This is a genomic window from Phascolarctobacterium sp., from assembly GCF_045124115.1.
GTDB lineage: Bacteria > Bacillota > Negativicutes > Acidaminococcales > Acidaminococcaceae > Phascolarctobacterium_A.
This window is the reverse complement of the sequence record NZ_JBGVLF010000061.1, coordinates 1-14,146: the sequence shown is the minus strand read 5'-3', so window position 1 is coordinate 14,146 and position 14,146 is coordinate 1. Positions and strand designations below refer to the sequence as shown.

Genomic DNA, 14,146 nt, shown 5'->3' with positions numbered 1-14,146 from the left:
AAGGGGATCCACCTGTTCCCATCCCGAACACAGTAGTTAAGCCCTTATACGTCGAAAGTACTTGGCTGGAAGCGGCCTGGGAGGATAGATAGCTGCCGGTTAGAAAAACACCAACGCATTCGCGTTGGTGTTTTTCTTTATGTAAATAGTATACCATATTCCTTAATTTTTCATTTTATAATGTAAAATAATTCTTGAATTTAGATAATGTATATGATAGTATATATACATTGTTTAATGAATATTTATGAAGGGGATTGGGTATGCATCACATTTTTGAATCAATTAACAGTGTCTTTTCTTTTATTGGTCCGTTGTCGGACTTCTTTTGGGATTTTCCTACAAACTTTGAATGGTACGCTTCTATTCCTGTTTTAGGTAATTTCTCCCTGGCTATTATCGTACTTTTAGGTTCCGGTATTTTCTTTACTCTGCGTTTGGGTTTTATGCAATTTACGCATTTTAAACATGGCTTAGAGGTTATGTTTGAAAAGCATGCTGCTTCTACCGGTATTTCTCCTTTAGCGGCCTTTCTTTTAAGTTCTGCTATGCGCGTAGGTCCCGGTAACATCCTGGGTGTAACAGGTGCTATTTCTGTTGGTGGTCCCGGTGCATTGTTCTGGATGTGGATTTCCGCTTTTTTCGGTATGGCTGTTGCCTATATGGAAGGTGTTTTGGCACAAATCTTTAAAGAGCAAAAGGATGATGAGTTTGTTGGCGGTCTGCCTTTCTATGGTAGAAAGCTTTTGGGTAACAAGGTGTGGATTGGCGTTTGCCTCTCCTTGCTCTACATTTTGTACGCACTGTGCTGCTTGCCTGCCCAAGGCTTCAACGTAGTTTCTTCCGTTGGCCGTATGGCAGAAATTATTACCGGTGCCAGCATTGCTAGTGATTCTGCTTTCTTCTATGCTGTAGGCGCGTTGACTATCGCTTTGACTGCGGTAATCACTTTTGGCGGTATCCGTAAAGTTACCAAATGGACTGATAAACTGGTACCTGTAATGGCTGTGCTTTATGTTGTAACTGTTTTGGTATTGATTGTACTGAACTTAAATACTATTCCGTTCTTCTTTAAAGCAGTGTTTACCGGTGCATTTACTCCGGATGCTTTCTTTGGCGGCGTCTTCGGTACTGTGCTTGCCCAAGGCGTAAAGAGAGGCTTGATGTCCAACGAAGCAGGCCAAGGTACTATTACTATGTCCGCTGCTGCTTCCGATGCTAAACATCCTTGTGACCAAGGTGTTTTGGCTTCTATAGGCGTATTCCTTGATACTATTGTTATTTGTACTCTTTCCGGTTTTGTGGTTGTTATGGCGCATTGCTGGACCGGTCCTAACGCTAAAGCGTGGGCTGCTATGGATAAGCTGCCGAAATTTACTGAGTCTATTGCCGTGCTCACTCCGGGCTCCAGTATCAACGCTATCGTTGCTTTCTTAGTAACTTTATGCTTTGGCTTGTTTGCTTATACTTGTCTTTTAGGCATGATCAGTTTCTCTGAAATTGCTGCTAACCGTATTAGCAAAAGCAAAGGCTTTATTGATTGCGTGCGCATCATCAGCCTTTTAGTTGCTACTTTCGGCATCCTCTGCAATATTGCAGGTTTGGAGTTGGGCAACCTGTGGGCTTTCTCTGATTTGGGTAATATCTTAATCGTTTATTTCAACGTTCCCATTGTTTATGTTGGTGCTAAATACGTTTTCTTGGCTACCAAGCATTACAAGAAAAATGACGGTACTCCTTTTACTTCTGCGGTAATTGGTCGTACGGACTGCACTTTCTGGGATGAAAGAGCAAAAAAACTTCAATAAGATACAGCAAGAGCGCCTAGGCATAATGTCTAGACGCTCTATTTATATGGAAATCATCTAAACAGCTATCCTTCTCAAGGTAGGGGAGGATGGCTGTTTTTTATTTTTTACAGGGATTCGTTCTTTAGCAGCTCTTCTAAATCGCATACCTGTTGGGAATTTCTTGTTTTGGCATAAAACTTGAGAAATTGCTGTGCAGCTACAGATAAAGGACGATCTTTTACTTTTACTACCGTTTTATATACATCAGCTGAGATGTCACTTATTTTTCTTATGACGAATTCATCTCCCAACTTTTCAGCAGGCTCAGCAGGAACGATGCTTACTGCTGCATTTTCCAAGCTCCATTCTAAAGCTGTTTCACGAGTAGAACTTACGCAAATAATGTGGGGAATCATATTTTGGTCTGCACAGGCTTTGCGAAACATCTCATTACAACCGGAAGAGATGCTTAAAGGAATATCCTCCAAATCTTTAAGTGTGACGCTTTCCGTAGAAGGATCCAGCCATACGCTATCTTTATGATATACGGCTACCAGTTCTTCGTCTCTGCGGAAAAGCACTTCGAAATTATCTTGATAGTCTACCGGTGTACTGAAGATACCTATTTCCGTTATACCGTTTAGAAGCTGTTGTGTCTGTTCTGCAATACCTGCCTCATACAATTCATAGGTAATATTAGGATACAATTGGTTAAATGCTTTTAAGGATGATTTGATGAAAAGGGCAGAACGGGAACTGGAGATACTGAAACGCAATGTCCCCATAACACCGCCCATGATACTATCAATTTCTCTTTTTGCTAAATCCTCTAAGGAACATATATACTTCGCCTTTTGGTATAAAATATGTCCTGCATCCGTAAGCAATAGCTGGCGGCTTCCGCGAGTAGTAATTATGAGCTTGGCTCCAAAATATGCTTCCATGGCACGCAACTGTTTGCTGAGAGCCGGTTGGGCAATATGTACGTAGTTTGCAGCACTGGTAAAGCTGCCCATTTCTACGATTGCTAAAAAATTACGGTAATTATCTAGCTCCAAAACAAAAGCCTCCTTCTATATATATCTAAATATCTAATTTCACAATTAGAATTAGATATTAGTTTAACATAATTACTTTATTATTACAAGAATAGAGAGCAGGATTTTTATGTTTCAAAGGTTACAATGGAATAGCTTTTGGTTATAAAAATCATTCCTATTAGGTATTTTTATTATTAAGAATACTGTTGTATAATAAGAGGCGTCTAAAGGTAGACAATGACTTTTCTTGAGTGTTACAAAAGGAGCAAACATCATGGGCGAATTGAAACAATTTGGTGTAGAACAAGCTAGTATGTTGAATCATTTAATTGAACGTCGTTGCGAAGCTGCAAAGGTTTATCCGATGAACGGTAAATGGGACCGTAACTATTTGGAACGTGTACAAGGCTTTAAGCTTACTAAAGGCGAAATGCAAGCCTTAAAAAGAGGTTGATCTTTATGAATTGGGTTGAGTCAGTTATGAAGGTTTGTGCCAGTTTCAGAGATAAGATTTATGAAGGGCACTATTTATCAGTACTATTCTAATAAGTGTATAAATGGAAGAGTTTGATACCGGTATCCTAGTTCAACCATCCTCCCTGCTGGCGGTGGCAAATGGGTACCGGTTAATTTATGTTAAAAATGAAACAGAGTTATAACCAAAATACATTTACTTTATTCCATTTGTGTATTTTTATTATTTAGGAATATGTTATATAATATCATCCGTAGTCAGGGACTCTCAAATAATATTAATAGGTGGTGATGTAAATGAGTGTAGAATTTGCTGTAGACGGAATGAGCGACATGTGTAACGTAGATGATGCAAAAGAAGACTTCAAAATTAGAGAGTATCTGAAACAAGTTGATCAGAAGTATTACTACCGCTTGGTAGAAAACCGCAAAAAGCTTTTTAAAGTTTTTCCTCACTGCGGTGAAGATGGTAGGCTGTTTTTAAATACCTACCAATATGTGAACATTACAAGAAAGAATAAATAGGAGGCTATGTATGGAACCTGCAATTAAATGTTTAATCCTGCTGGCAGTTGTTGCATTACTGTTTATCACAGAAATGATTCCGCTGGCAATGACCGCTGTATTGGCAGCAGTCGCTTGTAGTGCTTTGGGTTTGGTACCCCAAAATCAAATTTTCTTAGGTCTCGCCGATTCTACTGTAGTACTTTTTGGTGGTATGTTTGTAGTAGGCGCGTCCATGTTTTACACCGGTTTAGCACAAAGAATTGGTGGTGCGGTTGTTAGATTGTTTGGTAAAAGTGAAAACAGTCTGATGTTCGGCATTATGGTTATCGCAGCTGCAATGAGTGCTTTCCTTTCCAACACCGGTTCTACCGCATGCTTGATTCCTGTAGTAATGGGTATCTGCGCTAACGCTCGTATCTCTGCTTCTAAAGAACTGATGCCCTTGGCATTTGCAGCAGGTTTGGGCGGCACCATTACTTTGATCGGTACTCCGCCTAACATTCTGGCTAACGTTGCTTTGAAAGCAGCTGGCATGGAAGAACTGCAATTTGGTTTCTTCGAATATGCTTATATCGGTATTCCTATTACTATCGCAGGTATCATTTATATGATGTTTATCGGTAAGCATTTCCTGCCTGAAGAAGATATGTTGGAAGCTGTAGATGTTGAACAAGAAATTGATGCAACTAACTGCACTCCTCGCAAACAAGCTATTTGCGGTGTTATTATGGTTGGCGTTATCGGTTCTATGGCAACCAGCATCGTTCCTTTGGAATTGGCTGCAGTTGTTGGTGCAGTTCTGTGCGTACTGACCGGCTGCATTACTGAAAAACAAGCTTATAACTCTATTGACTGGGTTACCATCTTCCTGTTCGCAGGTATGATCCCGGTTGCGTCCGCTATGAATACTTCCGGCGCAGGCAAACTGATTGCTGAAGCTACTGTAAATCTGCTGGGTGGTTCTCCTTCCCCGTATATGGTTACTATGACTTTGTTCCTGCTTGCAGTTATCCTGACTCAATTCATGAGCAATACTGCATCTAAAGCTTTGCTGTGCCCTGTAGGCATTGCATTGTCCAGCCAAATCGGTGCTTCTCCGAAAGCTGTATTGATGGCTGTACTGATTGCTTCCAGCTGTGCTTTCGCATCTCCTGTAGGTACTCCTCCTAATACCTTGGTTCTTGGCCCCGGTAAATATAAATTCATGGACTACGTAAAATGCGGCGGCGGTCTTGTAGCTGTATGCTTAGTAGTTTCCGTTGTTGTTATTCCTGTGGTATGGCCTTTCTTCCCGGTATAACAATAAATTAAGAGCATTATCCAAATCTTACAATAAATAGTATATTCTTCCTCCTTTTAGTAATGGATGCAGTTAAGGGACATGACTGCATCCATTTTTTTGCGTTACAAACAAAGTATACAAAATACTAATAGAGAAATATAAAAATAGTGTTGACAATGCTATTAGTAATTGATATAATTAGTACAACAAGTTGATATTGATATTACAGGTGCGTGAGCTTAATAGAGAAGTCGGTTAAAGTCCGACGCGGTCCCGCCGCTGTAAGGTAGAGCGAAAACCAAAATGTCACTGGGAAACTGGGAAGACGGATTTTTGCGAAGACACCAAGCCAGAAGAACTGCCTGTAAGATACATCGTCGTTTGACCTGCGAGAGACTGGGAGAGATGTTGGAAAGAGATTTTGCGTTTCTATGCGCAGGACGATTTTCGATATTTCACCGTTTTTCAAAGGCAGCAGTGCATGCGTAGTGTATGCATTGGTGTCTATTTGAAAAGCGGTTTTTGTTTCTATTGCGCTTATGGTCATATGATGGCTTGGCTGTAGGCATGCGGGTAGGCCATCGATGCTCAATATAACTTGTTAGCAGTACCGGACATACTGCTATTATCAAATGCTATTCTTAAACCCTTCTTTTATCGAGTGTAAGGGCATATCGTTTCTCCTCCAAGTATGGCGGCGTAGGGGTGCGCCGCTATACGAAAAATTCAGCCATCACGCGAGTGGTGGCTTTTTCTTATGTTTAGATAGCCTGTAGAGTAGGGGGTATATATAATGAAGAAACTTTATCTTGTAAGCGATGCACATGCGGAAGTGTGCGAGGCTTTTGCTTCTGTCAAAGGCATAGAAAAGATTGCTTTGGGCATGGCGCGTGCTAAACGCAAGGATGTTATTACTGAACCTATTTCTTGTACCGAAGTCACCTATAATCCTAAAAAACTGGATGTAACAGATATTTTAGGTATCTTTTTTAAAGTTATTAATCCCTATGTAGCTACTGAAAATGAATTGGACGAACATCCGCCTTATGCTGTGTGTTATTCTTCCGGTGAAGATGTTTACCAAATAGAGTACTACATGAAGTTTATGCAGCTGCGCGGTGCAGAACCTGCTGCAGCCTGCGGTAACTTAATTGTTAATGATTCCATCACCCAGGGCCATGAACCCAGGTTTTTAAATGTGGAATACCTGCGTTTGGAGAGCTTTTCTCCCGCAGAGTAAAAACATAAGCTTGTAAGCATATTTAAGGAGGTGAGGCCCAAAAGCATAGCGTTTCTTTAGTATAGAGAAATCTTTTCCAAGATAATGAAAAGGAGGAAATTCTTATGGCTGATGAACAAAAGCAAGCTGCTGTTGGCGAAGAAAGAGAGCTGACAGACAAAGAGCTGGAAGCCATGCTGAGAAAATCAGAAAAGGTTACTGAATTCCCCGAAGTTTCCTTTGATGAGTTCACTGTCCCCACATGGGAAGAGTGGGTTGAAGCCTGCAATGCTCTGCTCAAAGGTGCGCCCTTTGATAAGATCATGTACACCAAAAACTACGAAGGCATTACCTTCCAACCTATCTACAGACGTTGCGATGTAGATGATATCCTGCCTACCGATGATTATCCGGGCACTTGCGATTATCTCAGAGGTGCAACTGTTAATGGTTATGTACATGAACCTTGGGGCATTGCCCAATATTGTGATGAAACCCTTCCTGCTGATAACAACGAGTTACTGAAGGATGAAGTATCTAAAGGTACCACTGTTTATCACATTGGTTTAGATAGCGCTACCCGTAATGGTATTGATGCGAAGGATGCAGAAAAACTTGGCGATACAGGCGTAAATATTACTACTGCTGAAGATATGAACGTACTGTTGAACGGCCTGGATTTTGAAAAATATCCTGTAATGATGTATACAGGCGCGTCTGCATTGAGCATGTTGGCACTGACCGTTGCTACCCTGAAGGCAGAAGGCAAGAAACCGTCTATTCTGAAAGGTACTATTGGTGCCGATCCTATAGGCGAATTGCTGCGCAGCGGTAAATGCGATTTGGCTACTGCTTATGACAATATGGCAGAATGCATTAAATATGCTAAGGAAAATATTCCGAAGCTGCGTACTATCTTCGTCCGCGGTGACGTTTATACGGATGGCGGTGCTGAAGCTGCACAAGAAGTTGCTTACAGCTTTGCTGCTGCCGTTGAATATATCCGCCAAATGGAAAAACGCGGTATTTCTCCTGCTGATGTAAACAAGGCTATGACTTTCTGCTTCAACTCCGGTGCCAACTTCTTTATTGAAATTGCTAAATTCCGTGCTCTGCGCGTAGTTTGGGCAGCAATTATGGAAGCCTTCGGTGTTGATGTTACTGACCGTTCCATTAACGTACATGGTCGCAGCTGCAGCTTTACTAAGACCGTTATCGATCCTTATGTAAATATGCTGCGCAATACTACCCAAACCTTTGCAGCAGTTGTTGGCGGCGTGGCTACCTACGAGAATCCGCCCTTTGACGAATTAATTCGCAAAGGCGACGTATTCTCCCGTCGTATTGCCCGCAACCTGCATGTAATGCTGCAAGAAGAATTTGGTATGCTGTGCCCTGTTGACGCTGCCGGCGGTTCTTGGGCTGTTGAAAGCCTGACCAAGCAGATGGTTGAAAAAATTTGGGCTGAATTCCAAAAAATTGAAGCTAAAGGCGGTGTCGTTAAAGCTATCGGCGAAGGCTATCCTCAAGCTGCTATCAGCGAAGTACTGGAAAAACGTTTCGCCGCTTTGGAAAAACGTTCCGACCGTGCTGTTGGCGTAAACATGTATCCTAACATGACTGAAGAACCTTTGGAACGCCGTGAAGAGGATACTCCGAAACTGAAGAAACAACGTGAAGCTGCTGTTGCTGCCTATGTTGCTGACTTGGACGAAAAATTCTTGGCAGAAAAACTGGCACAAGCTACTTCTGTTGAAGGTGCAATTGAAGCTTTTGCTAACGGTGCTACCATTGGTCAAGTTAAAGAAGCTATGCCTAAAGGTGAAGAAACCATCGTTACCATTATTGGCAAGCATCATTGGACCGAACGTTACGAAGCACTGCGCTTTGATACCGAAAAATATATGAAGGAAACCGGTAAGAATGTAGAGGTATTCCTGGCTAACATGGGCCCCATTCCTCAACATAAGGCTAGAGCGGACTTCTCCACTAGCTTCCTGCAAGTAGGCGAATTCAATGTTCATCTGAACGATGGTTTCCAAGATGACGAAAATGGCACTGCTATTGAAAAATGCGCTAAGGCTTGCGCAGAATTCCCCTATGATGTTGCTGTAATTTGCTCCACCGATAAAACTTATCCGGAAATCGTTCCTGCACTTGCTCCCTTGCTGAAAAAGGCTCTGCCTGAAGGTGCAACCCTGTTCTTGGCAGGCGCTGCTCCCAAGGATCTTGAAGCCATTTACAAAGAAGCAGGCGTTGATGATTTTATCAGTGTTAAGGCAAATTGCTTCCAGACCCTGAAAATGCTGCAAAAGAAGAAGGGGATGATTGAATAATGAGCATTAATCCTGATTTCACTAAAGTCAATATTCCGGATCATCCTTCCTGCGCTTATGAAGAGTGGAAGAAAAATCTGGAAGCTAAGATGGGCGAAAATTATGACGCTCTCTATGACACCACCTTGGAACGTATTCCCAAGGAACCCCTCTACACCAAGGACATTTATGACAAATGCAATCACTTGGATTTTATGAGCGGTATTCCTCCGTTCCTGCGTGGACCTTACTCCACCATGTACGTGTTCCGTCCTTGGACCGTACGTCAATACGCTGGTTTCTCCACTGCTGAAGAATCCAACGCCTTCTACCGCCGTAACTTGGCAGCAGGCCAAAAAGGTCTGTCCATTGCGTTCGACTTGCCCACCCACCGTGGTTACGATGCGGATAACCCCCGTGTTGTAGGCGACGTTGGTAAAGCAGGCGTATCCGTTTGCTCCATGCTGGATATGAACATCCTGTTCAGCGGTATCCCTCTGGATCAAATGTCCGTATCCATGACCATGAACGGTGCGGTACTGCCGATTCTGGCATTCTTCATCGTTTCCGGTGAAGAACAGGGCGTAGATAAATCCATTATGGCAGGTACTATTCAAAATGATATTTTGAAAGAGTTCATGGTTCGTAATACCTATATTTATCCGCCTGCAATGTCCATGCGTATCATTGGTGATATTTTTGAATATACCACCAAATATATGCCTAAATTCAATAGTATTTCTATTTCCGGCTATCATATCCAAGAATGCGGCGCAACCTGCGATCTGGAATTGGCATACACCTTGGCAGACGGCATGGAATATATCCGTACCGGTGAAGCTGCAGGCCTGCCTGTAGACGCGTTTGCAAAACGTCTGTCCTTCTTCTGGGATATGGGCAAGAACTACTTTATGGAAGTTGCTAAGATGCGTGCAGCACGTGTACTGTGGGCTAAGATTCTGAAATCCTTCGGTGCTAAGAATCCTAAATCCATGGCGCTCAGAACTCACTCCCAAACTTCCGGCTGGTCTCTGACCGAACAGGATCCGTTCAATAACATTGCTCGTACTGCTATGGAAGCTATGTCTGCAGCTTTGGGCCACACCCAATCCCTGCATACTAACGCACTGGACGAAGCAATCGCACTGCCTACTGACTTCTCTGCACGCTTGGCTCGTAACACCCAGCTGTACATCCAAGACGAAACTAAAGTCTGCAAGATTATCGATCCGTGGGGCGGTTCCTACTATCTGGAATACCTTACCAACGAAATCATTCGTCGTGCATGGGCTCATATTCAAGAAGTTGAAGCTTTGGGCGGCATGGCAAAAGCTATTGCAACCGGCCTGCCCAAGATGCGTATTGAAGAATGCGCTGCTCGTCGTCAAGCTAACATCGATAGCGGTAAGGAAACCATCGTTGGCCTGAACAAATACCGTCTGGCTAAGGAAGACCCGCTGAATGTATTGTCCATCGATAATACCGCTGTACGTAACGCTCAAATCAAACGTCTGGAAAAACTGCGCTCCGAACGTGATAACGATAAAGTTCTCAGCGATTTGGCAGCAATTACCAGAGCAGCTGAATCCCGTGACAACGGCAACTTGCTGGAGATGGCAGTTCAAGCAGCACGCGACCGTGCATCCTTGGGCGAAATCTCTGACGCTGTAGAAAAAGTTTCCGGTCGTTTCAATGCAGTTATCCATACTGTATCCGGCGTATACTCCAGCGAATTCACCGGCAGTGACGAACTGCAGGTAGCAAACAACCTGGCTAACGAGTTTGAAAGACTTGAAGGTCGTCGTCCACGTATCTTCCTGGCTAAGATGGGCCAAGATGGTCACGATAGAGGACAGAAAGTACTGGCAACCTCCTTCGCAGATATGGGCTGGGACGTTGACGTAGGTCCTCTGTTCCAAACTCCGGAAGAAACTGCTCAAGACGCTGTAGATAACGACGTTCACATGGTTGGTTTCTCTTCCTTGGCTGCAGGTCACAAAACTCTGCTGCCCGCTCTGGTAGAAGAGCTGAAAAAACGTGGTCGTGAAGATATTTTGGTATGCATCGGCGGCGTAATCCCTGCACAGGATTATGATTACATGTACGAACATGGCGCAACCGCTATCTTCGGCCCCGGTACCAATATTCCTAAATGCTGCATTCAATTGTTGCAAGTTCTCGTAGACCGTGCGAAAGCGGAGGCACAAGAAGACTGAGGTGATATAAATGCCTGAAACTGGTGAGAAAGACCCGCGCCCGAGTTGGGTCCCTCTGGAAAAAGATCCTAATTTCGCGTGCTCTGTTATGGGTGGCATCGACAGCGCCGTTAACAGTGTTTCTGAGGAAAAGTATATTCCTAAAACTGCTGTTACTAAGGTGCCGTTGCGCCGCCGCTATACTGCAGAGGAGTTAGTGAAGGGTGTCAGTGAAGGCGACCGCATGATTCTGTCCAAAGCGATTACGCTTATTGAAAGCAATGCGCCTAAGGATTTTGATAAGGCGCAAAGGGTACTGCAAGCTTTGCTTCCCCGTACCGGCAAAGCCCTGCGCATCGGTATTACCGGTGTGCCGGGTGCCGGTAAAAGTACCTTTATTGAATCTTTTGGCCAGCTGTTGTGTCGTCAGGGCTATAAGGTTGCTGTACTAGCGGTAGACCCTACCAGCTCCATTACCGGCGGCTCCATATTGGGTGATAAGACCCGTATGCAGATGCTTTCGCGAGAGCCAAACTGCTTCATACGTCCTTCCCCGTCTAAGGGTACTCTTGGCGGTGTTGCGCGCAAGAGCCGTGAGACCATGATGCTGTGCGAAGCAGCAGGCTGTGACGTAATTTTAGTAGAAACTGTTGGTGTAGGCCAGTCCGAAACTACTGTCCGCTCCATGGTCGACTTCTTTATGCTGGTGGTTTTGACCGGTGCAGGCGATGAACTGCAAGGCATTAAGAAAGGTATTATGGAGTTGGCTGATGCTATCGTTGTCAACAAAGCTGATGGCGATAACTTGAATAGAGCAATCGTTACCCAGGGTGAATATGAACGTATGGTAGAATTCATCCGTCCGGCAACGGAAGGCTGGAAGACGCACGCTTATAAATGTTCTGCTTTGACTAAGGACGGACTTTTGGAGCTTTGGGCTGTGATGAAGAAATTCGAAAAAGTTACCAAGGCTAGCGGCGTTTTTGACAAACGCCGTAAATCACAAGTCCTTTCCTGGGTGCATAGCATGATTGATGAGCATTTACACAATTTGTTCTTCGAAGATCCTATGATTAAAGGGCGTATGCCTGCTGTTATGGAAGCGGTCGTTAATGGCGTTGTTTCTCCCAGTCAGGCAGTTACGGAGCTTATTCGTGCTTTTGATATGGATAGGGCTTCCATAAGGCATTTGGGTAAATAGTCTGTCAGTATTATAGCTTAAATTAAAGAATGGTCGTTAGGTTGATGAAAGTCAACGCTAGCGACCATTTTTTGTGTCTTAGGCAATTTTTAGCTGGGTGAGGGAAGTGCTATAAAACTAATTCGTAGAGTAAAAAGTTGGTCCAACCTGTATCTTCGTAAAACATCTGCACAGTGCGGTGATATTGGAAGCCAAGCTTTTCGTACAATTTTAAAGCAGGAGTGTTTCCGCCAAGCACGTCTAGGCGGATGGCTTTTTGTTGCTTTGCTCTGGCAATTTGGATAGCTGCCTGTACCATTTGCTGCGCGATGCCTTGACCGTGGACTTCGGGGAGAACGCCTAAAGCGTGGATGATTGTAACTTCTTCTGCCGTTGCTGCTATGTTCCATGCTGTACCTGCGTAGCCGTCATTGCATTGGTGGTTCAGCACCATGGCAGCGATAATTTTGCCATTTGCTTTTAAGGCATATAATTGGCCTGCAGTTAAGGATGCCGTAAAAAAAGCATCTGCAGGATAAACGCCTTTTTCCCAACCGGGATGGAACTCTGCGTTCTGCATTTGTTCAATTAACGTCCAATAGAAGGACTGGACTTCGTGGAAGTCGCTGGGGGAGAGGGGTTGAATTTGTTGTGTCATTATTTCCTCCAAGGGGCTGAAAGTTGTAAGGTAAGTTACTGTTTTAAGGTAAAAAAGTTTCTTATTGATTGCATATTCTATGGAGAGCAGGATTTTCCTGCAAAGGGGAGAAATGTAAACAAAAAAAGATAATGGTGTGTTCCGCGTACCAAACTTGGGACTGCTCGAGGTGTCCAATTAAAGCATACAAACATTAATGGGTTGAAATAATCCTAATAGCTTGCTATTAAATGCACCTTGACAACTTAATTTTTACCAGAAAGACCAATAATCTGTTTTCTGTTCTAAATTGCAATAGCAAGTTACACACTTTTTTCAATCCTCTAGGCTGCATAGATGCGGTCTAGATATTCATCAAAATACTCATTGGGTGACTTGTACCCCAAGCACTTTCTAGGCAGGTTGTTTGCCCACTCCGTAGCAAAGAAGATATCGTCTTCTTGGTACCCATCAATGCGTTTTCCCTTGGAAATTAATCGACGCAACAAACCGTTAGCTCTCTCGTTGCTGCCTCTTTCCCATGATGAGTATGGATGAGCGAAATATACCTTGGTTTCAGACTGATTCTCAAGCTCTGCCAATAGTGCAAATTCACTACCATTATCAGCAGTTATGGTCTTGAATACTTGAGAAAAACGGCTTCCGAAATATTTTCTGACTATTTCCATTCCGTGCATAACTGCATCAGATGTCTTAGCAGGTATTTGTATAGCTATATACTTACGAGTTAACCTTTCGCAAAGAGTAAGTAACACCTTATCTCCTTTACGCTTGCTGCCAATAACAGTATCTACCTCCCAATGACCAAACTCCCTGCGTAACAGTACATTATCATCCCTGTTATCAATGGATTCTCCTAGAATTCTAAGATGCTTGCGGACATTATCCTTATGCTTCCTGCGGCGAAGTTTAGCAGGTAAATCAATGTTACGGATGCCGGGAAGCAATTGGAAATCTACATAGTTGTACAGGGTTTTACTGCATACCATAGCACTTTTCTCAAAGAGACGCTGTGCTTTGGCTCTGCCTGCACAGGCATCTAAAGACCATTTCTCGTTTCTGAATTGGTTCGTAACCCAAAGGAGATACGTAGATACCTGCAGAGCTTTGTATGGCTTCACGCAGCTATTAGCGTGTTTGCTGTTGTAATCTCTTTGAGCTCTTGCTGCAGAATATCTTCCGGTATTTGGATGACTGCCTCTTGCAAGCTCATTTCTAATAGTGTTGGGGGAACAGTTAAATTCTTTGGCTAGGGAACGCAGGGATGGATTAGTGCCATTTTGTGCACAGGATTTTAGAAAACCTTGAAGCATATAGCGATTTTCTTTAGAAAAGTGTTTACCTTTTTGATGAAATGTGGTATCTTGAGATTGATCCATGGTGGTCAGTCCTTTCTGCTGATTTTGTGTAGCAACTTTATTTTAACAGAAAGATACCACCATGGATCTTTTTTATTTAGTTGTGCAACTTTATTTTACAACTAACC

At 43.3% G+C, this 14,146-nt stretch carries 11 protein-coding genes, 1 rRNA gene and 1 riboswitch; of the genes, 9 read left to right on the top strand and 3 right to left on the bottom strand.

Annotated features, from left to right (window positions below; genetic code table 11):
- Together rrf and ACJMM4_RS09000 are read left to right on the top strand one after the other, a co-directional pair.
- Positions 1–101, top strand: a 5S ribosomal RNA gene (gene rrf, locus ACJMM4_RS09005); the annotation flags it as partial.
- Between the two features lie 162 nt (positions 102–263).
- The gene (locus ACJMM4_RS09000; RefSeq protein WP_405384134.1) at positions 264–1,808 is read left to right on the top strand and encodes an alanine/glycine:cation symporter family protein; all 1,545 of its coding nucleotides are present in this window, start codon (positions 264–266) and stop codon (positions 1,806–1,808) included.
- 107 nt (positions 1,809–1,915) lie between these two features.
- Here the strand turns inward: ACJMM4_RS09000 and ACJMM4_RS08995 are convergent, their stop codons facing one another.
- Positions 1,916–2,848 carry a LysR family transcriptional regulator gene (locus ACJMM4_RS08995; protein ID WP_405384132.1) on the bottom strand — a complete coding sequence of 311 codons (933 nt, stop codon included), beginning with the start codon at positions 2,846–2,848 and terminating at the stop codon, positions 1,916–1,918.
- Between the two features lie 256 nt (positions 2,849–3,104).
- Here ACJMM4_RS08995 and ACJMM4_RS08990 point away from each other — a divergent pair, with 256 nt between their 5' ends.
- The 7 genes from ACJMM4_RS08990 (at position 3,105) to meaB (ending at position 12,023) form a co-directional block, all read left to right on the top strand.
- Positions 3,105–3,284: a hypothetical protein gene (locus tag ACJMM4_RS08990; protein ID WP_405384130.1), complete on the top strand. Its 180-nt coding sequence runs from the start codon at positions 3,105–3,107 to the stop codon at positions 3,282–3,284.
- Positions 3,285–3,601: 317 nt separating this feature from the next.
- Complete coding sequence (locus ACJMM4_RS08985; protein ID WP_405384128.1) at positions 3,602–3,829, top strand: hypothetical protein; 228 nt, start codon at positions 3,602–3,604, stop codon at positions 3,827–3,829.
- Positions 3,830–3,839: 10 nt separating this feature from the next.
- On the top strand, positions 3,840–5,111 hold the full coding sequence (locus ACJMM4_RS08980) for an SLC13 family permease (RefSeq protein ID WP_405384126.1): 1,272 nt from the start codon (positions 3,840–3,842) through the stop codon (positions 5,109–5,111).
- Between the two features lie 192 nt (positions 5,112–5,303).
- Positions 5,304–5,474, top strand: a riboswitch (cobalamin riboswitch).
- Positions 5,475–5,886: 412 nt separating this feature from the next.
- Positions 5,887–6,333: a hypothetical protein gene (locus ACJMM4_RS08975; RefSeq protein WP_405384124.1), complete on the top strand. Its 447-nt coding sequence runs from the start codon at positions 5,887–5,889 to the stop codon at positions 6,331–6,333.
- A 104-nt stretch (positions 6,334–6,437) separates the two neighbouring features.
- A complete protein-coding gene (locus ACJMM4_RS08970) occupies positions 6,438–8,648 on the top strand; it encodes a methylmalonyl-CoA mutase family protein (RefSeq protein WP_405384122.1) in 2,211 nt (736 codons plus the stop codon).
- The gene (gene scpA / locus ACJMM4_RS08965; RefSeq protein ID WP_405384120.1) at positions 8,648–10,843 is read left to right on the top strand and encodes a methylmalonyl-CoA mutase; all 2,196 of its coding nucleotides are present in this window, start codon (positions 8,648–8,650) and stop codon (positions 10,841–10,843) included. The genes ACJMM4_RS08970 and scpA overlap by 1 nt, the downstream gene beginning before the upstream one ends.
- A 10-nt stretch (positions 10,844–10,853) precedes the next feature.
- Complete coding sequence (meaB, locus tag ACJMM4_RS08960) at positions 10,854–12,023, top strand: methylmalonyl Co-A mutase-associated GTPase MeaB (protein WP_405384118.1); 1,170 nt, start codon at positions 10,854–10,856, stop codon at positions 12,021–12,023.
- 109 nt (positions 12,024–12,132) lie between these two features.
- Here the strand turns inward: meaB and ACJMM4_RS08955 are convergent, their stop codons facing one another.
- A complete protein-coding gene (locus tag ACJMM4_RS08955) occupies positions 12,133–12,660 on the bottom strand; it encodes a GNAT family N-acetyltransferase (RefSeq protein WP_405384116.1) in 528 nt (175 codons plus the stop codon).
- A 323-nt stretch (positions 12,661–12,983) separates the two neighbouring features.
- Complete coding sequence (locus tag ACJMM4_RS08950; protein ID WP_405384113.1) at positions 12,984–14,039, bottom strand: IS30 family transposase; 1,056 nt, start codon at positions 14,037–14,039, stop codon at positions 12,984–12,986.
- Positions 14,040–14,146: the final 107 nt, after the last annotated feature.

Bases quoted from the DNA above. Each gene is read 5' to 3' on its own strand.
- ACJMM4_RS09000 (WP_405384134.1), top strand. From the start codon at position 264: ATGCATCACATTTTTGAATCAATTAACAGTGTCTTTTCTTTTATTGGT.
- ACJMM4_RS08990 (WP_405384130.1), top strand. From the start codon at position 3,105: ATGGGCGAATTGAAACAATTTGGTGTAGAACAAGCTAGTATGTTGAAT.
- ACJMM4_RS08985 (WP_405384128.1), top strand. From the start codon at position 3,602: ATGAGTGTAGAATTTGCTGTAGACGGAATGAGCGACATGTGTAACGTA.
- ACJMM4_RS08980 (WP_405384126.1), top strand. From the start codon at position 3,840: ATGGAACCTGCAATTAAATGTTTAATCCTGCTGGCAGTTGTTGCATTA.
- ACJMM4_RS08975 (WP_405384124.1), top strand. From the start codon at position 5,887: ATGAAGAAACTTTATCTTGTAAGCGATGCACATGCGGAAGTGTGCGAG.
- ACJMM4_RS08970 (WP_405384122.1), top strand. From the start codon at position 6,438: ATGGCTGATGAACAAAAGCAAGCTGCTGTTGGCGAAGAAAGAGAGCTG.
- scpA (WP_405384120.1), top strand. From the start codon at position 8,648: ATGAGCATTAATCCTGATTTCACTAAAGTCAATATTCCGGATCATCCT.
- meaB (WP_405384118.1), top strand. From the start codon at position 10,854: ATGCCTGAAACTGGTGAGAAAGACCCGCGCCCGAGTTGGGTCCCTCTG.
- ACJMM4_RS08955 (WP_405384116.1), bottom strand. From the start codon at position 12,660: ATGACACAACAAATTCAACCCCTCTCCCCCAGCGACTTCCACGAAGTC.
- ACJMM4_RS08950 (WP_405384113.1), bottom strand. From the start codon at position 14,039: ATGGATCAATCTCAAGATACCACATTTCATCAAAAAGGTAAACACTTT.